Source organism: Caballeronia sp. LjRoot29, assembly GCF_964252755.1.
Taxonomy (GTDB): domain Bacteria; phylum Pseudomonadota; class Gammaproteobacteria; order Burkholderiales; family Burkholderiaceae; genus Caballeronia.
Genome location: NZ_CAXUPU020000005.1, coordinates 274849 through 293967, shown reverse-complemented (window position 1 = coordinate 293967; position 19119 = coordinate 274849). Strand labels below are relative to the sequence as shown.

19 protein-coding genes are annotated in these 19119 nt (G+C 59.5%); 11 read left to right on the top strand and 8 right to left on the bottom strand.

The window, feature by feature from the left end; genetic code table 11:
• Positions 1-125: 125 nt before the first annotated feature.
• Positions 126-662 carry an ATP-dependent protease subunit HslV gene (gene hslV, locus ACSQ83_RS08825; protein ID WP_047895365.1) on the top strand — a complete coding sequence of 179 codons (537 nt, stop codon included), beginning with the start codon at positions 126-128 and terminating at the stop codon, positions 660-662.
• 43 nt (positions 663-705) lie between these two features.
• Positions 706-2046 carry an ATP-dependent protease ATPase subunit HslU gene (gene hslU / locus ACSQ83_RS08820; protein WP_414947610.1) on the top strand — a complete coding sequence of 447 codons (1341 nt, stop codon included), beginning with the start codon at positions 706-708 and terminating at the stop codon, positions 2044-2046.
• An 85-nt stretch (positions 2047-2131) separates the two neighbouring features.
• Here the strand turns inward: hslU and ACSQ83_RS08815 are convergent, their stop codons facing one another.
• Complete coding sequence (locus tag ACSQ83_RS08815) at positions 2132-2674, bottom strand: response regulator transcription factor (RefSeq protein ID WP_414947611.1); 543 nt, start codon at positions 2672-2674, stop codon at positions 2132-2134.
• Positions 2671-4041 carry an ATP-binding protein gene (locus tag ACSQ83_RS08810; RefSeq protein WP_436227859.1) on the bottom strand — a complete coding sequence of 457 codons (1371 nt, stop codon included), beginning with the start codon at positions 4039-4041 and terminating at the stop codon, positions 2671-2673. Before ACSQ83_RS08810 ends, ACSQ83_RS08815 begins: the two co-directional genes overlap by 4 nt.
• Before the next feature lie 108 nt (positions 4042-4149).
• On the opposite strand from ACSQ83_RS08810, the gene ACSQ83_RS08805 reads away from it, so the two are divergent.
• The gene (locus tag ACSQ83_RS08805; protein ID WP_436227858.1) at positions 4150-4620 is read left to right on the top strand and encodes a tetratricopeptide repeat protein; all 471 of its coding nucleotides are present in this window, start codon (positions 4150-4152) and stop codon (positions 4618-4620) included.
• Positions 4621-4758: 138 nt separating this feature from the next.
• Positions 4759-5859 (top strand): glycosyltransferase family 9 protein, encoded by a 1101-nt coding sequence (locus ACSQ83_RS08800; RefSeq protein ID WP_436227857.1) that lies wholly within the window; start codon positions 4759-4761, stop codon positions 5857-5859.
• Positions 5860-5975: 116 nt separating this feature from the next.
• Here ACSQ83_RS08800 and ACSQ83_RS08795 read toward each other — a convergent pair whose 3' ends face one another.
• Positions 5976-6170 carry a cysteine-rich CWC family protein gene (locus ACSQ83_RS08795; RefSeq protein ID WP_414947615.1) on the bottom strand — a complete coding sequence of 65 codons (195 nt, stop codon included), beginning with the start codon at positions 6168-6170 and terminating at the stop codon, positions 5976-5978.
• A 257-nt stretch (positions 6171-6427) separates the two neighbouring features.
• Here ACSQ83_RS08795 and argB point away from each other — a divergent pair, with 257 nt between their 5' ends.
• The 6 genes from argB to ACSQ83_RS08765 all read left to right on the top strand — a co-directional run bounded on the left by argB (position 6428) and on the right by ACSQ83_RS08765 (position 12423).
• Complete coding sequence (gene argB / locus ACSQ83_RS08790) at positions 6428-7327, top strand: acetylglutamate kinase (RefSeq protein WP_414947616.1); 900 nt, start codon at positions 6428-6430, stop codon at positions 7325-7327.
• 2 nt (positions 7328-7329) lie between these two features.
• Complete coding sequence (locus tag ACSQ83_RS08785) at positions 7330-8085, top strand: pyrimidine 5'-nucleotidase (protein WP_414947617.1); 756 nt, start codon at positions 7330-7332, stop codon at positions 8083-8085.
• Positions 8086-8357: 272 nt separating this feature from the next.
• Complete coding sequence (gene metX, locus ACSQ83_RS08780) at positions 8358-9503, top strand: homoserine O-succinyltransferase MetX (RefSeq protein WP_436227856.1); 1146 nt, start codon at positions 8358-8360, stop codon at positions 9501-9503.
• Positions 9500-10108 carry a methionine biosynthesis protein MetW gene (gene metW / locus ACSQ83_RS08775; RefSeq protein WP_414947619.1) on the top strand — a complete coding sequence of 203 codons (609 nt, stop codon included), beginning with the start codon at positions 9500-9502 and terminating at the stop codon, positions 10106-10108. Before metX ends, metW begins: the two co-directional genes overlap by 4 nt.
• Before the next feature lie 54 nt (positions 10109-10162).
• On the top strand, positions 10163-11449 hold the full coding sequence (locus tag ACSQ83_RS08770) for an AmpG family muropeptide MFS transporter (protein WP_414969692.1): 1287 nt from the start codon (positions 10163-10165) through the stop codon (positions 11447-11449).
• Entirely contained in the window at positions 11446-12423 is a 978-nt protein-coding gene (locus ACSQ83_RS08765; RefSeq protein ID WP_436227855.1) for a M48 family metallopeptidase, read from the top strand. Before ACSQ83_RS08770 ends, ACSQ83_RS08765 begins: the two co-directional genes overlap by 4 nt.
• Here the strand turns inward: ACSQ83_RS08765 and ACSQ83_RS08760 are convergent.
• The 5 genes from ACSQ83_RS08760 to gatC form a co-directional block, all read right to left on the bottom strand.
• Positions 12420-13193 (bottom strand): exodeoxyribonuclease III, encoded by a 774-nt coding sequence (locus ACSQ83_RS08760; RefSeq protein WP_436227854.1) that lies wholly within the window; start codon positions 13191-13193, stop codon positions 12420-12422. The genes ACSQ83_RS08765 and ACSQ83_RS08760 overlap by 4 nt on opposite strands.
• A 24-nt stretch (positions 13194-13217) precedes the next feature.
• Positions 13218-14054, bottom strand: a complete 837-nt coding sequence (locus tag ACSQ83_RS08755) for a polyphosphate kinase 2 family protein (protein WP_436227853.1) — start codon at positions 14052-14054, stop codon at positions 13218-13220.
• Positions 14055-14145: 91 nt separating this feature from the next.
• A complete protein-coding gene (gene gatB, locus ACSQ83_RS08750) occupies positions 14146-15624 on the bottom strand; it encodes an Asp-tRNA(Asn)/Glu-tRNA(Gln) amidotransferase subunit GatB (protein WP_436227852.1) in 1479 nt (492 codons plus the stop codon).
• Positions 15625-15626: 2 nt separating this feature from the next.
• Positions 15627-17120, bottom strand: a complete 1494-nt coding sequence (gene gatA / locus ACSQ83_RS08745; protein WP_436227851.1) for an Asp-tRNA(Asn)/Glu-tRNA(Gln) amidotransferase subunit GatA — start codon at positions 17118-17120, stop codon at positions 15627-15629.
• Between the two features lie 119 nt (positions 17121-17239).
• Positions 17240-17539 carry an Asp-tRNA(Asn)/Glu-tRNA(Gln) amidotransferase subunit GatC gene (gene gatC, locus ACSQ83_RS08740; protein ID WP_436227850.1) on the bottom strand — a complete coding sequence of 100 codons (300 nt, stop codon included), beginning with the start codon at positions 17537-17539 and terminating at the stop codon, positions 17240-17242.
• Positions 17540-17930: 391 nt separating this feature from the next.
• Here gatC and ACSQ83_RS08735 point away from each other — a divergent pair, with 391 nt between their 5' ends.
• Positions 17931-18974: a rod shape-determining protein gene (locus tag ACSQ83_RS08735; protein ID WP_017772379.1), complete on the top strand. Its 1044-nt coding sequence runs from the start codon at positions 17931-17933 to the stop codon at positions 18972-18974.
• Positions 18975-19119 lie beyond the last annotated feature (145 nt).

Genomic DNA, 19119 nt, shown 5'->3' with positions numbered 1-19119 from the left:
ATGTCCGCTGGAGCGCAACATTGCAGCGCACCCGGCCTTCTCACGCTGCCAAAGGATTCCCCGGCGGCGCGGCGGCATACGGGTTTTCCAACTGCCGCGCCCACTCCGCTTTCAAAGGAATGCACATGGAACAGTTTCACGGCACGACCATCGTCTCCGTACGACGCGGTGACAAGGTCGCCCTCGGTGGCGACGGCCAGGTCACCCTCGGCAATATCGTGATGAAAGGCGGCGCGAAGAAAGTGCGCCGCATCTATGGCGGCAAGGTCCTGGTCGGTTTCGCGGGCGGCACGGCCGACGCGTTTTCCCTGCTCGACCGCTTCGAAGCCAAGCTGGAAAAGCACCAGGGCAACCTGACACGCGCTGCCGTCGAGCTCGCCAAAGACTGGCGCACCGACCGCATGCTGCGCCGGCTGGAGGCCATGCTGATTGCCGCCGACGCGCAAACCACGCTCGTCATCACGGGTAACGGCGACGTGCTCGATCCGGAAAACGGCATTTGTGCGATCGGTTCGGGCGGTGCCTATGCGCAGGCCGCAGCGCAGGCGCTCGCCGAAAACACCGAACTCTCGCCACGCGATATCGTCGAAAAGGCACTCACCATCGCGGGCGATATGTGCATTTATACGAATCACAATCGCGTCATCGAGACGATCGAGTAACAGGGCTTTCGCGTAACACGCGAGCACAGGACAAGGACCAACGATGACCACCATGACTCCCGCCGAGATCGTCTCGGAACTCGATAAACACATCATCGGCCAGGGCCGCGCGAAAAAAGCGGTCGCTGTCGCGTTGCGCAACCGGTGGCGGCGTCAGCAAGTCGCCGAACCGCTGCGCCAGGAAATTACCCCGAAGAACATCCTGATGATCGGACCGACAGGCGTCGGCAAGACGGAAATCGCGCGCCGCCTGGCGAAACTCGCCGACGCGCCGTTCATCAAGATCGAAGCAACGAAGTTCACCGAGGTCGGCTACGTGGGTCGCGACGTGGACAGCATCGTGCGTGACCTGATCGAGATTTCGGTCAAGCAGACGCGTGAGAGCGAGATGCGCAAAGTGCGTTCGCGGGCCATCGACCGCGCCGAGGACCGGATCCTGGACATCCTGCTGCCAAGTGCGCGGCCGACCGCGGGTTTCGGCACGGCCGAATTGCAGGACGACAGCGCGAACAGCACGCGCCAGACATTTCGCAAGCGCCTGCGCGAAGGCCTGCTCGACGACAAGGAAGTGGAGATCGACATCGAGGCGCCGCAAGCGACCATGGACATCATGGGGCCGCCGGGCATGGAGGAAATGACGGACCAGATCCGTTCCATGTTTGCGAATATCGGCGGCGGCAAGAAGACGCAGCGCAAGGTGAAGGTCAAGGATGCGCTGAAACTGCTCACCGACGAAGAAGCCAGCAAGCTGCTCAATGACGAAGAGGTCAAGACCAAGGCGATTCAGAACGTCGAGCAGAACGGCATTGTGTTCCTGGACGAGATCGACAAGATCGCTTCGCGCAGTGAAACGGGCGGCGCGGAAGTGTCGCGTGCAGGTGTGCAGCGCGACCTGCTGCCGCTTGTGGAAGGCACGACCATCAATACGAAATACGGGATGATCAAGACGGATCACATCCTGTTTATCGCTAGCGGTGCGTTCCACTTGGCCAAGCCGAGCGATCTGATCCCCGAACTGCAAGGACGTTTTCCGATTCGCGTCGAACTGGATTCGCTGTCCGTGGAGGATTTCGAATCCATCCTGAATACGACCGATGCCAGCCTCGTGAAACAATACACGGCTCTGCTGGCGACCGAAGATGTCGAGCTGGATTTCAGCTCGGACGGGATTCGCCGGATGGCTGAGATTGCGTTTTCGGTGAACGAGAAGACCGAGAATATCGGCGCGCGGCGGCTTTATACCGTGATCGAAAAGCTGCTTGAGGAAGTGTCGTTCGCGGCGGGCAATCACACGGGTCATCCGGTGAAGATCGATGCCGCTTATGTCGACAAGGCGCTGAACGATGTAGCCGAAGACGAAGATTTGTCGCGCTACGTGCTGTAAAGCGCGTTTGAATCAAAAAAGGGCGGTTCATGATTTCAGCGAATGACTGAAATCATGAACCGCTCTTTTACGTTCTACATAACGTTTATTGCCGCACGGGTTTCTTAGCCAGCTTGCGCTGCAGTGTACGTCGATGCATGTTTAACGCTCGCGCCGTGGCTGAAATATTGCCGCTGTTCTCGGCCAGCACGCGCTGGATGTGCTCCCACTCCAGCCGCGCGACCGACAGCAGCGCCGGATGCTCGATAGCCTCTTCCGCCGTCTGCTCGCTGGCTTCTTCCTGCAACGCGGAGAGGATTGTCTCGACGTTCGCCGGCTTCGCCAGATAGTTATCGGCGCCATCTTTCACGGCCTGAACTGCCGTCGCGATGCTCGCATAACCCGTCAGCACGAGAATCCGTGCATCGGGCTGAAGATCGCGCAAAGGCGCGACGAGCGTCAACCCGGAATCGTGCCCGAGGTGCAAGTCGACCGTGATCTGGCCAAACTTCTGCGTGTTCGCCAATCTCAACGCCGTGGCGGCGTCATGCGCCTGATGCGGCGTATAGCCGCGCCGTGTCAGACCGCGCGCGAGAATGCCCGAGAAAACCTCGTCGTCATCGATGACCAAAAAATTTGTATCGCTCATGCTCTTTTCTCCGTAGTGTCGGAAGGGGCGACGCCGCCGCGGCCCGTCCTTGCTGCTTTTTCCCGCGATGCTGGGGCGCTTGTGTCGGCGAGACGCAGGATGGCGTGCGTACCGTGCGGGTTGGCTGGCGTGAGCTCGATCGACCCTCCAAGCCGCGTTGCCGCCGAGAATGCCAGATACAGGCCGACACCGTGGCCACCCTGCGTACTGTCGACGGGCATCGCGCCGAGCGAACCCCGCAATGCCGCCGGAATGCCGGGGCCCTGATCGCGGATATCGAATTGAATCACGGGCTCGCCAAGATGCCGGCTCGCCGACGTCGCGAGCGTCACCGAATCGCTGCTGGCCCGCGCCGCATTATCCAGCAGAATGGTCAGTATTTGCCCTACCGCGACGGGATCGCTCAGAAACTGCCCCGCCCGCTTGCGCTCCTTCGTTTCGTCTCCCGACTCATCTTTCGCTTCATCGTACGGCTCGATCAATTCAAAACGCACGTGCGGATGGCGTAAGCGCCATTGTTCAACAAACCCGTGCAGCCAGTCATCCAGCGGTTGCCGCGGCGCGGGTCCGGTCGCACGGCTGCGCAGGCGCGCGAGGGCGGACGTGCACAACGTCATTTGCTGCTCGAGCAGTTCGATATCGGCGGAATAGGGGGCGAGATTCGGATCGTGGCGGGCGGAGTCGCGTAACTCCTCGCTCAGCATCGCGATGGTCGACAGCGGCGTGCCAATCTCATGCGCAACCGTGGCCGCCTGGACACCCAGCGCCACGGCGCGCTCGTCGCGCAGCAGCCGCTCCTGGGCGTCGGCCAGCGCAAAATCCCGCGCGCGCAGCGCCCGCGACATCCGCGCCACGAACCAGCCGATCAAGCCTACGCTGACCATGAAGTTCACCCACAGCCCGATGCGGAAATACTCGAACAAATTCAGCGGGTCTTCCATGTTCAGCGGGACGTAGCTGACCGTCAGCAGTGAATAACAGACGACCGCGAACAATGCGAGCCAGATGGTCAGACGCCACGGCAGCACCGCGGCGGCAATCGCGAGCGACGGGAGGTAAAGCGTGACAAACGGATTCGTCGCGCCGCCGCTCAGGAACAGCAGCGCGGACAGCGCGCCGAGATCGACCCCGAGCTGCCCGAACAGTTCGAGATTCGTTTCAGGCTGCGCGCGCGCAACGCGCACCCATGTCAGCGCGTTGAACAATACCTCCAACGCGACAATGGTCAGCATGGCCGCTAGTGGCAGATGCGCGCCGTAGAACTCCTGTACGACGGCGATCGTGACCAGTTGGCCGATGATCGCAAGGCTGCGAAGCCAAAACAGGTGACCGAGATTGACGCGGCCTGTGTTCGTTATTCGATGCATCGCGGTGAATTTCACCTCTAATTTCAGAATAGTCTAATGGTTGGATATAGCCACTTGTCGCACCATCTAGCGTTGTCCCGAACAGGGCGGCAAGGCCGCATACACAAGATGACTAACAGCCCATCGTCCCGCCCCAATCAGCTTCTCAGCGAAGCGCCACAAGCGGATGCACTTCAAGACACCATTATCCCGCGTGCGCTGAACGTGTTCATTGACAACGCGCGCAGCTTGAACGCGCAAGGCAACCAGGTCGAGCGCGCCGTGTGGCTGCAGGCCGCCATGACGTTGCAACCTGACCAGCCCGAGACTGGCCTTGATCTGATCGATGCAATGCTGAAGCAGAATCGCATTGGCGACGGCATTCAGCTCGCGGCTCAACTTGTTGATCGGCATCCGCAACACGCGCTCGCGCTCTGGCATCTCGGTTACGCGCTTCAGCTCGCCAACCGTCACGCCGATGCAATTCCCTTCTACGAACGCGCCCATGCAATCTATCCGGCCGTCCCGACCTTGCGCAACAATCTCGCGGTCGCCTACGAAGTCACGGGCAGCGAAGGCAAAGCGTTGACCATGCTGTAAGAGGCTGTCGCTGCGAATGCCGGCGATATTGAAGCGTGGACGAATCTGTCGCGCGTCTATCCGCGCCGCCGGGAACTCGAGCGTGCGCTTGCGGCAGGCAAGCGTTCGGTTGAAATCAATCCGTCGAATTCGCTCGCGTTGTCGAACTACAGCCTCGCCTTGAAAGAAGCGCAGCGGTGGCCGGAGGCCACTGCAGCCGCCGAAGCGGCGGCCAATATCGCGCCCGGAATGCCGCGTCTTCCGTTCAATCTCTCCATTCTCGATCTCGTGCAGGGCAAGTACGCGCGTGGATGGGCCAAATTCGAATCGCGCTGGGACGGTTCAAGCGAACTGCACAATTCGCATCCCGAGTTCCCGGTGCCGCGATGGAACGGCGAAGCATTGCGGGGCAAGACCTTGTTGTTGTGGGGTGAACAAGGTTTCGGCGACGCGCTGCAGTTCTCGCGTTTCGTCCCCCTGCTCGCGAAAAAGGTTCACGCGCAGGGCGGCACGCTCGTGTGGGCTGCCTTCAAGGCGGTGCATCCGCTGATGGCGCGCATGGCGCCGAAGGGCGTCGAATGCCTGCCGCACGACGGGCCGTTGCCCGCGTTCGACTTCCATTTTCCGCTGCTGAGCCTGCCGCTGCATTTCGGCATCGACGCGGAGACCATTCCGGCGAAGCGCGCGTATCTTTCCGCCGATGCCGACCTCGCCACTGAATGGCGCACTGAATTCGCCGCCGACAAACGCCTGCGCGTCGGCCTTGTATGGAGCGGCAACGAAGGCCATCAGCGCAACATGTTCCGCAGCGTGGGCATCGAGCGGTATGCGAAAGCGTTCGCCGGGATCGAGAATGTCGCGTTCTTCTCGCTGCAGAAGGATGCGTCGGGCGCGGTATCCACGGCGCGGGACAGTGGCTTCGAGATCGCGGACCGCACCGGAAAATTTGAAACGTTCGACGATACGGCGGCGTTTATCGATTCACTCGATCTCGTGATTACCGTGTGCACGAGCGTCGCGCATCTGGCGGCGGCGCTCGGCAAGCCGACCTGGATTCTCCTCGACACCAATCCGCACTGGGTCTGGCAACTGGAGCGCACGGACAGCCCGTGGTATCCGACCGCGACGTTGTACCGGCAGGCGGAATTTTCAGCGTGGGAACCGGTGATGGACAACGTCGCGCGCGATCTGGCCGCGCTCGCGGCAACGCACACGGGTGCGGCGCCGCGTAAGCGGGCGGCGAAGAAAGCGGCCACGTAAGCACTACGTCGGGTGCAGTCAGCAAAAAAGCGGTGATCCGGCAACGAATCACTGCTTTTTTTCGTGCTCGATTCCTCCTCAGGCCGTTTCCGGCAACTCCCCTGAAAACGCGCCCTTCACATGTTTATGCTACGTTGCGTTTCTTCACGCAGACAATCCGGGCAAAGACATGTCATGCCAGGATTCGATCGCGCGGCGGGCAAAGCGGGAAGCGCTGCGCACCAGCACTGCGCATCGCCGGTTTGCTGGGCACAGCGGAAAAACGCTCCGCACAGCGCGCAGCGTTGAGGAGTGGGATCGGTTGAGCTCATGATCGGGGCCAAGCCTTTTGAAAACGGAGCACACAGTCACGCGCCGCAATGCGCACGACGCGGCCGTTGCCGAAGCGCCACGTTTTGACCCACCCACGCACGCTCGATCACATTATTATTTCACGCGCCAATCCCATACTGGCGCGACCAAAGGCTAACTTTCACCCGTCATCGGAATGCTATCGGAAACGCATGATGCAGCGCGTCAGTCCTGTACAATTCCGCCTGTTTAAACTGCTCCTCGCCTTATCGCCGCCATGTCCGAGCTTCCCGACCTTACGCAGATCGCGCCGACCCTGAAAGCCGAAATCCTGGCCGAGGCGTTGCCCTATATCAAGCAGTATCACGGCAAGACGATCGTGATCAAATATGGCGGCAACGCGATGACCGAGGAGCGCCTGAAACAGGGCTTCGCGCGCGACGTGATCCTGCTGAAATTGGTCGGTATCAATCCGGTGATCGTGCACGGCGGTGGCCCGCAGATCGACCAGGCGCTCAAGAAGATCGGCAAGCAGGGCACGTTTATCCAGGGCATGCGCGTCACCGACGAAGAGACCATGGAAGTGGTCGAATGGGTGCTCGGCGGTGAAGTGCAGCAGGACATCGTCACGCTGATCAATCATTTCGGCGGTCATGCGGTTGGTCTCACCGGCAAGGACGGCGGCCTGATCCACGCGCGCAAGCTGCTGATGCCGGATCGCGACAACCCGGGCGAATTCATCGATATCGGTCAGGTGGGTGAAGTCGAAGCCATCAATCCGGCCGTCGTGAAAGCGCTGCAAGACGACGCGTTCATTCCGGTCATCTCGCCAATCGGCTTCGGTGAAGATGGTTTGTCGTACAACATCAACGCCGATCTGGTCGCGGGCAAGCTGGCCGTCGTGCTGAACGCCGAGAAGCTCGTGATGATGACGAATATTCCCGGCGTGATGGACAAGGAAGGCAATCTGCTGACCGATCTCTCGGCGCGCGAGATTGACGCGCTATTCGCCGATGGCACCATTTCCGGCGGCATGCTGCCGAAGATCTCATCGGCACTTGATGCCGCGAAGAGCGGCGTGCGCTCGGTGCATATTATCGACGGGCGAATAGAGCATTCGGTGTTGCTCGAGATCCTGACCGAACAGCCGTTCGGGACGATGATTCGCTCGCATTGAGCATGGATCCTGCCGGCGTCCGAACCGGACCATTGCGTTCCTCACGACGCCGGTTGAACACGCACAAGCGCCCCGTCTGGTTATTCGATCTCGACAACACGCTGCATCACGCGTCGCATGCGATCTTCCCCGCGATCAATCGCGGGATGACGCAGTACATCATCGACCGGTTGGGTGTGGATGTTGACGAGGCCAACCGCTTGCGTACCGGTTATACGCAGCGATACGGCGCCACCCTGCTCGGCCTAGTGCGCCATCATCCCGTCGACGCTGCGGACTTCCTGCATGTCGTGCATGACTTCGCCGATCTCGGCTCCATGGTGCGTGCCGAACGCGGCCTCGCGCGGATGATCCGCGGGCTGCCGGGTCGCAAGATCGTGTTGACCAACGGGCCTTCAATTTATGCCCACGCCGTGCTCAATGAACTGGGTATCGCCAAGCTGTTTGAGCGCGTGATTGCGATCGAGGATATGCAGGATCGAAGCGGTTATTGGCGCGCGAAACCCGATGCGTCAATGCTTCGACGTGCAATGCGGCGCGCTAACGTGCCACTCGCCGATGCCGTTCTTGTTGAAGATACGCGCGGGCATTTGAAACGGTACAAGCGCTTGGGCATTCGCACGGTCTGGATCACCGGGCATCTGCCGTCGGTTTTGAATGCCAGCGGAGCGAAGTCGCTTCGGTCGCCGACTAGCGGCCGTCCTCATTATGTCGATCTGAAGATCCGGTCGTTAAAAGGCCTGCGCGGTCTCGCCTAAACCCAAACGTATTTCGAAGTAGTACGGACTTCAAACGGCATCGCCTGAGGTGACCGCTCCGTGCCGCCGTAGCGCCCTTTCCCGTTTTTCCGATATACTTCACCGCTATCTTGATTTGTTTCAACGCGCCGATTTGCTGACTCGATTGCGGGCGCGCGAACCCTGACCCGGTTCACTATAAATGCGGCTAAAGAGGTTGTCAGCCGCGCCGCTTATCTTTCTCAGCGCATCGCCGACGCCATTTAGCCGCCCTGTTTTCTCTAGGCGGATGAATGGAATCAATCGGCATCGTCACTCCCCAAACACTGCATTTCACCGAACCGCTGCGCATGCAAAATGGCAGCTTGCTCGGTGACTATGATCTCGTCGTCGAAACCTACGGCGCGCTCAACGCCGCCCGCTCGAACGCTGTGCTCGTCTGCCATGCGCTGAACGCTTCGCATCACGTGGCGGGCGTCTACGCCGACGACCCCAAGAACGTCGGCTGGTGGGACAACATGGTGGGTCCGGGCAAGCCGTTGGATACGAACAAGTTCTTCGTGATCGGCATTAACAACCTGGGCTCGTGTTTTGGCTCGACCGGCCCGATGAGCGTGAACGCCGTCACCGGCAAACCCTACGGCGCGAGTTTCCCCGTGGTCACGGTCGAAGACTGGGTTCACGCACAGGCGCGCGTAGCTGATTTATATGGCATTGAAAAATTCGCCGCAGTGATGGGCGGCAGCCTTGGTGGCATGCAGGCGCTGGCGTGGAGCATGATGTATCCGGATCGCGTGGCGCACTGCATTGTGGTGGCATCGACGCCGAAACTCTCCGCGCAGAACATCGCGTTCAACGAAGTCGCGCGTTCCGCCATCCTCTCCGATCCCGATTTCCACGGCGGCGATTACTACGCGCATAACATCAAGCCGCGTCGCGGATTGCGGGTCGCGCGGATGATCGGCCACATCACATATCTGTCGGACGACGACATGGCCGCCAAGTTCGGCCGCGCGTTGCGACGTGCGGAAGGTGCGCTGGATGCGTACAACTTCAACTTCGATGTCGAGTTCGAAGTTGAATCGTACTTGCGATATCAAGGCGATAAATTCGCCGAATACTTCGATGCCAACACGTATCTGCTGATCACGCGCGCGCTGGATTATTTCGATCCCGCCAAGGCATTCGATGGCGACCTGACCAAGTCGCTCGCCCACACCACGGCGAAATATTTGATCGCCAGCTTCTCCACCGATTGGCGTTTTGCGCCCGTGCGTTCGCGCGAACTGGTGAAAGCGCTGCTCGATCACAAACGCACGGTGAGCTACGCCGAAATCGATGCGCCGCACGGCCACGACGCCTTCCTGCTCGACGACGCGCGTTATCACAACCTGATGCGCGCCTATTACGAACGCATTGCCGCCGAGGTGGGCGCATGAACCAAATCACGCTGGACTCCCTCTCCTTGCGCTCGGACTTTCGGGCGATCGCGCGCTGGGTTGAACCGAACTCATCGGTGCTGGATCTGGGTTGCGGCGATGGGTCGCTGCTCTCGCTGCTCGCCGAAGAACTCGATGTCAAAGGTTATGGCATTGAAATCAACGATGCCGGTGTCCTTGCCTGCGCCCAGAAAGGCGTGAACGTTATCCAGCAGAATCTGGAAGACGGATTACGCCTGTTCGAAGACGATAGTTTCGATTTCGCGATCCTCTCGCAGACGCTGCAAACGATCCATCAAACCGCCGCGATCCTGCGTGAAACCGTGCGTGTGGGACGCGAGTGCATTGTCTCGTTTCCTAATTTCGGCTACTGGCGGCATCGGCTGACCGTGTTGCAGGGACGCATGCCGGTGTCGAAAACGCTGCCGTATCAATGGCATAACACGCCGAACGTGCGTGTTCTCACCATCCGGGATTTTGAGGCGCTGGCGCCGGAAGTGGGTATCGAGATCCTCGATCGCGCGGTGCTGCATGGCGGGCAGTCCGTCCGTTGGGGGGCGAACTGGCGTGGTAGCCTTGCGGTCTATCGCGTAAAGCGAAGCTGAACTGAGCTTGCCGGTTCGTCGCTCGCGCACCGCTTACTGCTTCGAATCGACCCTATGTCCAACTCGCCACACGAGGCGCCCGCTCTTACCGCTCACGAAGAACACCCCGGCTGGCGCGCCTTTCTGAACAAACGCATGTTGATTTGCGTGTTTATCGGCTTCACGTCGGGGCTGCCGCTCTTCACGCTCGTCTATCTCGTCCAGGCGTGGTTGCGCACTGAAGGCGTGAACCTGAAGGAAATCGGCCTGTTCGCGCTGATCCAGTTTCCCTACACCTGGAAGTTCATCTGGGCGCCAATGATGGACCGCTACGTGCCGCGCCTGCCCGGCTGGCGGCCCGGACGGCGGCGAGGATGGATGCTCGTCACGCAGTTGCTGGTGGCCGTGGCCATTGGCGCGCTTGGGTTTACATCGCCGAAAGACCAGATCTGGACCGTCGCCGCGCTGACTGCGCTCGTCGCGTTCTTCGGCGCGAGCCAGGATATTTCAATCGATGCGTATCGTCGCGAACTCCTGGCGGACACCGAGCAGGGACTCGGCAACGCCGTCTTCGTCAACGCGTACAAGATCGCAGCGCTCGTCCCCGGTTCGCTGGGGTTGATTCTCGCCGATCACTTGCCGTGGACCACGGTTTTCATGGTCACGGCGGCGTTCATGCTGCCGGGCATGGTGCTGACGCTCGTAGTTAAAGAGCCCGAGATCCATGGCACGCCGCCCAAGAATCTACGCGATGCCATCGTCCAGCCGTTTCGCGAATTTATCGCCCGGGACGGCTGGCGCACGGCAATGCTGATCCTCGGTTTCATCTTCCTGTACAAGCTCGGCGACACGATGGCGACCACGCTCTCCACGTCGTTCTTCCTCGATATCGGCTTCAATAAGACGCAGATCGGCGTAATTGCGAAGACCGTCGCGTTCTGGGCGAGTCTGGCGGGCGGGATTGTTGGCGGCGTGTGGCTGATGAAGATCGGCATTTCACGCGGGTTATGGATCTTTGGCGTGCTGCAGATCGTCTCCACGCTCGGCTTTGCGTGGCTGGCGAAGATCGGGCCATCGCCGCTGGCGCTGGCCGGGCTCTACGGGTTCGAAACCTTCGCTACCGGCCTCACCATGGCCGCGTTCGTGGCTTATATCGCGAGCACGACCGATCCGCGCTATACCGCCACGCAATTCGCGCTCTTTACGAGCCTGGCTTCGGTGCCGCGCACGCTGGCGTCGGCATCGAGTGGCTTTGTGGTCGCGCAAACCGGCTGGTTCGAGTACTTCATGATCTGCGCTGCGCTGTCTATTCCGGGCATGTTACTGTTGCCGAAAATCGCGCCCTGGAGACCTGTCCGATGACGGTGCACGCCCCGATCCGCGTTGCCGCTTGCGCCGTGTTGCTACACGCCGGCTTGAGCTTCGCGGCGTCCGTAGCGTCCGTAGCGTCCGTAGCGTCCGTAGCGTCCGTAGCGTCCGGAACTTCCGATGCGGCGCCGCCCGCTGCACCTAACGCACAACCGCCCTATTCCACGGCCACCGACCAGATCCGCTTCGGCAATGCGGCGTTGTTTCGCAACCTGATTCCATCGGCGACTTTAGAGCAGCAGTCCGCCGATGAATACGCTCAAATCCTTCGCGAAGCCCGGCGCACGAAACATCTTCTCGGCGACGATAATCCGCTGGTCAAGCGCGCACGCGAAATTTCCAATCGCGAGATTCCGTTTGCGCTGAAGTGGAATGACCGCTCGAAGAACTGGAAATGGGACGTGAATGTGGTGCGTTCCGACGAGATCCGCATGTATTGCCTGCCGGGCGGCAAGATTGTGATTTATAGCGGACTGATAGACCGTTTGCGTCTCAACGATCAAGAACTCGGCATGATGATCGGCCATGAGATTGCGCATGCGTTGCGTGAACATGCGCGTGATCGGCTGGGGCGTCAGCAGGCGGCGCAATTGAGTACGGGAACGATTCCGCCGTTATTCGGTTTCGCCGATATCAGCTCGACCCCGCTGGGAATTGGCGAGCAATTGCTGGCCATGCGATACACGCCCGCCGATGAAACCGAAGCCGATGTCATCGGTAGCGAAATAGCATCGCGTGCGGGTTACGATCCGCGCGCCGCCATCACGTTATGGCAAAAGATTGATGCGCGCACGCGGCGCACGCCGAACGGTTTTATCTGGATGCATCCGTATGGCGCTGCACGCGTACACGACCTGATGAAGCGCTTGCCCGACATGATGCCGCTCTACGCAAAAGCGATCGGGAAAACCGTGGATCAGTTGCCCAACTACGCGGGAATGGGCCGCTTTAAAAAGCCGCGGCTTTAAACTTTCCAGTCGTAATCAATGATCAGCGGTGCGTGATCGCTGAACTTGATATCGCGGAAAACGGAAGTTGCCGCGGCCGTGTCCGCCACGCCTTTCGTCGCAATCTGATAATCGATCCGCCACCCCACGTTCTTCGCGTAAGCCTGTCCGCGATTGCTCCACCACGTATATTGCTCAGGCCGCTGGTCCAGCGTTCTGAAGACGTCCACATATGCTTTTTCGTCGAAGAGTTGAGTGAGCCACGCGCGCTCTTCCGGCAAGCAACCCGAGTTCTTCTGATTGCTTCTCCAGTTCTTGATGTCGATTTCCTTGTGCACGATATTCACGTCGCCACACAAGATCACTTCGCGCTTCGTGGCCAGTTTCTCAAGATGCGGCATGAACTCGTCCATGAAACGGTATTTGGCCTGCTGTCGTTCTTCACCGCTGGACCCTGAAGGCACATACACCGAGATCACCGACAGATCCCCAAAGCGCGCTTCCACATAACGCCCTTCCGGATCGAATTCCTCGCTGCCAAAGCCGATGATCACTTCATCCGGTTCGTGCTTCGTATAAAGCCCCGCACCGGAATAACCCTTTTTCACGGCGTGCTGGAAGTAACCCTGGAAACCGTGCGGCGCGAGAAATTCCGGCGTGAGATCGTCTTGCGAACACTTGATCTCCTGCACGCAGACAACGTCAGCATCCTGCTCGCCAAACCAGTCGAAGAAACCCTTCTTCGCGGCCGACCGAATGCCGTTCAAATTAGCGGTGATGACACGAAACATGAAGCATCCTTGTATGTTGGTGAACTACTCGACCTTGATCCCTTTCAGCGACTCTTTCGCCGGCGGATATTCGAGTTTCAAATCCTGCAGCGTGCGCACCATCAACTCTGCAACCATGACGTTGCGATGCGTCTTTGAATCGGCGGGAATCACGTACCAAGGCGCAATATCCGTCGATGTCGCCCCAAGCGCGTCTTCATAAGCCTGGCAATACTCGTCCCACTGTTTGCGGGCATCGAGATCCGATGGATCAAACTTCCAGTGCTTCTCGGGATTATCGATACGCGCCTGCAAACGCACTTTCTGCTCGTCCTTCGATATATGCAAAAAGCACTTCACGATAGTCGTGCCGTTCTCGGCAAGCATCGATTCAAAGTCGCGAATCTGGCGGTATCGGCGTTCCCACGCGTCCTGGTCGATCTGTTTCAGCACGCGCGGCACCAGCACGTCTTCATACTGGCTTCGATTAAAAATGGCGAACTCGCCGACCACCGGGACTTGCGAATGAACGCGCCAGAGAAAGTCGTGCGCGGCTTCTGTTTCGGATGGCGCCTTGAATGGCACGACGCGCAAGCCGAGCGGATCGACTTCGTGGAATACGCCTCGAACCGTGCCGTCCTTGCCGCTCGTATCCATGCCTTGAAGAATGAGCAGGATGCGATGCGAACGTTGCGCGTGCAGCTTCTCCTGCAGCCCGTCGAGTGCCGTGCTCAACTCGCTGAGACGCTCGCGATCCGCGTCTTTTCCGCCAGCCGAAAACGGCTTCGACGCGGTATCGATCGATGCCAGGTCAAACGGCTTGATCTTCTTGCCGTCGAAATACGGCACGCGATATTCATCCAGTTCAGGTTTCTTAGCCACGCGTGCGTTCCCGGTTGGTCACGGTTCATAAAATAAAGGGTTGCTGCCAGACGAACCCGGCAGCAACCCGCGTTTTACATCAGCCGTCAGCTCAAGAGGATAGTTTCTTCTTCAAAAGCTCGTTGACCTGCTGCGGATTCGCCTTGCCCTTGGTTGCTTTCATCGCCTGGCCGATCAGCGCGTTAAACGCTTTCTCCTTGCCCGAACGGTATTCATCAACAGACTTCTGATTCGCGGCCATCACTTCGTCGATGATCGCGTCCAACGCGCCGGTATCCGAGATCTGCTTCAAACCCTTCGCTTCGATAATACGGTCGGCGGCGTTGTCGTCGGTGGCTTTCTCTTCCCAGATCGCCTGGAAAATATCCTTGGCGATCTTGTTCGAGATCGTGCCGTCAGCCACGCGCTGAATCACCAGCCCGAGTTGCGCGGGAGAAACCGGCGAGTCCGCAATTTCCAGCGAATCGCGATTCAGTTGCGACGATACTTCGCCCATCAGCCAGTTGGCCGCGAGCTTCGCATGCGCTGCACCCACCACGCCAACGACGCCTTCGAAATATGCCGACATTCCCTTCGATGACGTCAGCCCCGCCGCGTCATACGGCGTCAAACCGTATTGCTCGACGAAACGCGTTTGCATGGCTTCGGGCAATTCGGGCAACTCGCTGCGAACCCGCGCGATCCACGCTTCATCGATGACTAAAGGCATCAGGTCGGGATCGGGGAAATAGCGGTAATCGTGCGCGTCTTCCTTGCTGCGCATGGACCGCGTTTCGCGCTTGTCGGGATCGTAGAGACGCGTTTCCTGCACCACCGTCCCGCCGTCTTCGATCAACTCGATTTGCCGCCGCACTTCGTACTGAATGGCTTCTTCGAGGAAACGGAACGAGTTCAGGTTCTTGATCTCGGCGCGCGTGCCGAATGCCTCTTGTCCGACCGGGCGCACGGAGACGTTCGCGTCGCAACGGAACGAGCCTTCCTGCATATTGCCGTCGCAGATTCCGAGCCATTGCACGAGACTGTGCAGGCTTTTCGCGTAGGCCACGGCTTCGGCGGCACTGCGCATTTCAGGTTCTGTCACGATCTCGAGCAGCGGCGTGCCGGCCCGATTCAAGTCGATACCCGTCATGCCCGCGAAGTCTTCGTGCAGCGACTTGCCGGCGTCTTCTTCCAGATGCGCGCGCGTCAGGTTCACGGTCTTTTCATACGCGGGCTTGCCGGTTTTCTCGTTGGCCGGAACCTGAATCGTGAGGCTGCCGCCCTGGACGACCGGAATCTCGAACTGGCTGATCTGATAACCCTTCGGCAGATCGGGATAGAAATAATTCTTGCGCGCGAAAATGCTGCGCGGCGAAATAGTCGAGCCGATTGCCAACCCCAGGCGAATCGCGCGCTCCACGGCGCCGCGGTTCATCACGGGCAACGAACCCGGCAACGCCAGATCCACAGGGCAAGCCTGTGTGTTCGGCTCAGCGCCGAATTGCGTGGCCGCGCCTGAAAAAATCTTGGAGACGGTCGACAACTGCGCGTGCGTCTCTAGTCCTATAACTACTTCCCATTGCGTAGCCATGCTCATACTCCTGCCGGTGATTGCACGTGCCAGTCGGTTGCGCGCTGAAATGCGTCGGCGACCTGGAGCAACCGGGCTTCGTTGAAATAGTTGCCAATGATCTGCAAGCCGACCGGCCGCGTGGCATGGCCGCTGCCCGCTTGGCCGAAACCGCAAGGCACGCTCATGCCTGGCAAGCCGGCAAGGCTGATCGACAGCGTGTAGATATCGGCGAGATACATCTGGACGGGGTCATCGGCTTTTTCGCCAAGATTCCATGCCACCGATGGCGCCACCGGTCCCATGATCACATCGCAGTGATTGAAGGCTTCCTGGAAATCCTGCGCGATGATGCGGCGGATTTTCTGCGCCTGCAGGTAATACGCGTCGTAATAACCGTGCGACAACACGTACGCGCCCACGAGAATCCGGCGCTTCACCTCCGGCCCGAAACCTTCGGCACGCGACTTCTTGTACATATCGAGAAGGTCGGTGTATGCAGCCGCGCGATGCCCGTAGCGCACGCCATCGAAACGCGACAGGTTCGACGAAGCTTCCGCCGGCGCGATGATGTAATACACCGGAATGGACAGCTCGGTCTTCGGCAACGTGACTTCAACCAGCGTCGCGCCCAGTGCTTCGTATTGCTTGAGAGCCGCGTCAATTGCGCTTCGCACTTCTGCGCTCAGGCCCTCGCCGAAGAACTCTTTCGGCAAGCCGATGCGCAAGCCGGCAAGCGGCTTGGCCTTGTCCGTGCCGCTCCAGTTCTGACCGATGTAGCGTGTGTAGTCTTCGTCTTCGCGCTGAAGGCTGGTCGAGTCGCGCGGATCGAACGATGCAATGGCGTTGAGCAACAGCGCGCAATCCGAGGCGCTGCGGGCCATGGGTCCGCCCTGATCCAGCGATGACGCGAACGCGATCATGCCGTAACGCGAAACGCGTCCGTACGTTGGCTTGATTCCGGTAATACCGGTGAACGACGCGGGCTGGCGAATCGAACCGCCGGTATCGGTGCCAGTGGCTGCGGGCGCGAGGCGCGCGGCGACGGCGGCGGCCGAGCCGCCCGACGAGCCGCCCGGAACGGCCTTCAAATCCCACGGATTCTTGACCGGGCCGAAGTACGAATTCTCATTCGACGAGCCCATCGCGAATTCGTCCATATTCGTCTTGCCGAGCGTCACGACGCCTGCATTCTTGAGGCGTTCGACAACGGTGGCGTCGAACGGGCTCGCGTAGTTGGCGAGCATTTTCGAGCCAGCGGTGGAGGTCCATCCGCGCGTGACAAACACGTCTTTATGGGCGATCGGCAGGCCGGTCAGCACGCCTGCTTCGCCCTTGGCGATCAGCGCATCCGCCGCTTTTGCCTGCTCGAGCGTGAGCTCGTGGTCGACACTGATAAACGCGTTGAGATTCTTGGCTGCATCGATGCGCTGCAAAAAGAGCTGCGCAAGTTCGACGGCGGAGAGGGTCTTGGCATCGAGTGCCGCGCGCAGTTCGGTCAAGCTTTTCTGATGCATTGCGTTCTTCCTGATAGGCGCCGCCTTCCAGAAACCTGGTGACGGACGCCTTATGTTTTCGTGCGTTATTGCATGGCCTCGATTGCATGGCGCAGAGGCGCTGCCTCAAAACACCACACTTATTCGATAACCTTGGGCACGAGATACAGCCCGTCGCGCACGGCGGGTGCAGGCCGTTGGAACTCTTCGCGATTTACTTGCTCTGTAACAGCATCGTTTCGCAAACGCAGTTCGGCTTTCTCGATCTGTTCGATCGGATGAGCAAGCGGTTCGATACCCGTGGTATCCACGGCCTGCATTTGCTCGACGAGACCGAAGAAATCGTTCAGTCGCGCAAGCGTGGGTTCGGCCTCGTGCTCGGGCAATTCGAGCCGCGCGAGGTGCGCAATGCGTTTTACATCGGTCAGGGTCAGAGACATTCGATCACCGGTTTTTTCGACTTACACGCTGATAAACAGCGCGACTGCGAGAGCGACTACAAGAGTGACTGCAGTTCGAGATAAAGGAGCCCTAAAAAGCAGGCTTGACGGTGGCAAAATGTACCGTCCTTTTCCTTCGAACACCCCAAAATTATAAGGTATCATTACGCGTTCGACCCAAATCCGGATCGACTTACCAGCAGCCTGTTCTTAGTTACAGATTTTTAAGAAAAGTGCACGCCTGGTTCGCTTGCATCCTCCGGTAGATTTCTCCGCAGTCTTGCAATTTGCGTGGCCAAAAAATGGGTCCCGCTGCAGGCTGTCATTTTTTTCCGCTGCCGTCCTTTGGCGCTCGAAGCGAGGCACGGCTCCCAGCGAGACAGGATTTTGAATGTTCGGTTTTTTGCGCAGCTACTTTTCAAACGATCTGGCGATTGATCTTGGCACAGCCAACACGCTGATCTACATGCGGGGCAAGGGCATCGTTCTTGACGAGCCATCGGTGGTTTCAATTCGCCAGGAAGGCGGTCCCAATGGTAAGAAAACCATTCAGGCTGTCGGCCGCGAAGCGAAGCAGATGCTCGGCAAGGTGCCGGGCAACATTGAAGCTATCCGGCCTATGAAGGACGGCGTTATCGCCGACTTCACCGTCACGGAACAGATGATCAAGCAGTTCATCAAGACTGCGCACGAATCGCGTATGTTTTCGCCTTCGCCGCGCATCATCATCTGCGTGCCGTGCGGTTCGACCCAGGTCGAACGCCGCGCAATCAAGGAAGCGGCACATGGCGCGGGTGCGTCGCAGGTGTACCTGATCGAAGAACCCATGGCTGCGGCTATCGGCGCCGGCTTGCCGGTGTCCGAGGCAACGGGCTCCATGGTTGTCGACATCGGCGGCGGCACGACCGAAGTGGGCGTGATTTCGCTCGGCGGTATCGTGTACAAGGGCTCCGTGCGCGTGGGCGGTGACAAGTTCGACGAAGCGATCGTCAATTACATCCGTCGCAATTACGGCATGTTGATCGGTGAGCAGACGGCTGAAGCCATCAAGAAGGAAATCGGTTCGGCTTTCCCGGGCTCCGAAGTCAAGGAGATGGAAGTCAAGGGCCGTAATCTTTCGGAAGGCATTCCGCGCAGCTTCACCATTTCGAGCAATGAAATTCTCGAAGCACTGACCGATCCGTTGAACCAGATCGTTTCGTCGGTGAAAATTGCGCTGGAACAGACGCCGCCGGAACTGGGCGCTGACATCGCCGAACGCGGCATGATGCTGACCGGCGGTGGCGCTTTGCTGCGCGACCTGGACCGGTTGCTGGCTGAAGAGACCGGCTTGCCGGTGCTCGTCGCTGAAGATCCGCTGACGTGCGTCGTGCGTGGTTCGGGCATGGCGCTCGAACGCATGGACAAGCTCGGCAGCATCTTCTCCTACGAGTAAGCCTTGACGCCTTTCATCAAGGCGCCAACAGCACGCACTCGCTCAATGCAACAACGGCGACGTGCGCGAAGTATGCGACTTGCGCAATGGTTGACGTGGTCCGGCTTGATCCGGGTCACGCAGGACAGCGCTGGGCAGGGCCGCG

Coding starts and splice junctions, on each gene's coding strand:
- hslV (WP_047895365.1), top strand. CDS start 126: ATGGAACAGTTTCACGGCACGACCATCGTCTCCGTACGACGCGGTGAC.
- hslU (WP_414947610.1), top strand. CDS start 706: ATGACCACCATGACTCCCGCCGAGATCGTCTCGGAACTCGATAAACAC.
- ACSQ83_RS08815 (WP_414947611.1), bottom strand. CDS start 2,674: ATGAGCGATACAAATTTTTTGGTCATCGATGACGACGAGGTTTTCTCG.
- ACSQ83_RS08810 (WP_436227859.1), bottom strand. CDS start 4,041: ATGCATCGAATAACGAACACAGGCCGCGTCAATCTCGGTCACCTGTTT.
- ACSQ83_RS08805 (WP_436227858.1), top strand. CDS start 4,150: ATGACTAACAGCCCATCGTCCCGCCCCAATCAGCTTCTCAGCGAAGCG.
- ACSQ83_RS08795 (WP_414947615.1), bottom strand. CDS start 6,170: ATGAGCTCAACCGATCCCACTCCTCAACGCTGCGCGCTGTGCGGAGCG.
- argB (WP_414947616.1), top strand. CDS start 6,428: ATGTCCGAGCTTCCCGACCTTACGCAGATCGCGCCGACCCTGAAAGCC.
- ACSQ83_RS08785 (WP_414947617.1), top strand. CDS start 7,330: ATGGATCCTGCCGGCGTCCGAACCGGACCATTGCGTTCCTCACGACGC.
- metX (WP_436227856.1), top strand. CDS start 8,358: ATGGAATCAATCGGCATCGTCACTCCCCAAACACTGCATTTCACCGAA.
- metW (WP_414947619.1), top strand. CDS start 9,500: ATGAACCAAATCACGCTGGACTCCCTCTCCTTGCGCTCGGACTTTCGG.
- ACSQ83_RS08770 (WP_414969692.1), top strand. CDS start 10,163: ATGTCCAACTCGCCACACGAGGCGCCCGCTCTTACCGCTCACGAAGAA.
- ACSQ83_RS08765 (WP_436227855.1), top strand. CDS start 11,446: ATGACGGTGCACGCCCCGATCCGCGTTGCCGCTTGCGCCGTGTTGCTA.
- ACSQ83_RS08760 (WP_436227854.1), bottom strand. CDS start 13,193: ATGTTTCGTGTCATCACCGCTAATTTGAACGGCATTCGGTCGGCCGCG.
- gatB (WP_436227852.1), bottom strand. CDS start 15,624: ATGGCTACGCAATGGGAAGTAGTTATAGGACTAGAGACGCACGCGCAG.
- gatA (WP_436227851.1), bottom strand. CDS start 17,120: ATGCATCAGAAAAGCTTGACCGAACTGCGCGCGGCACTCGATGCCAAG.
- gatC (WP_436227850.1), bottom strand. CDS start 17,539: ATGTCTCTGACCCTGACCGATGTAAAACGCATTGCGCACCTCGCGCGG.
- ACSQ83_RS08735 (WP_017772379.1), top strand. CDS start 17,931: ATGTTCGGTTTTTTGCGCAGCTACTTTTCAAACGATCTGGCGATTGAT.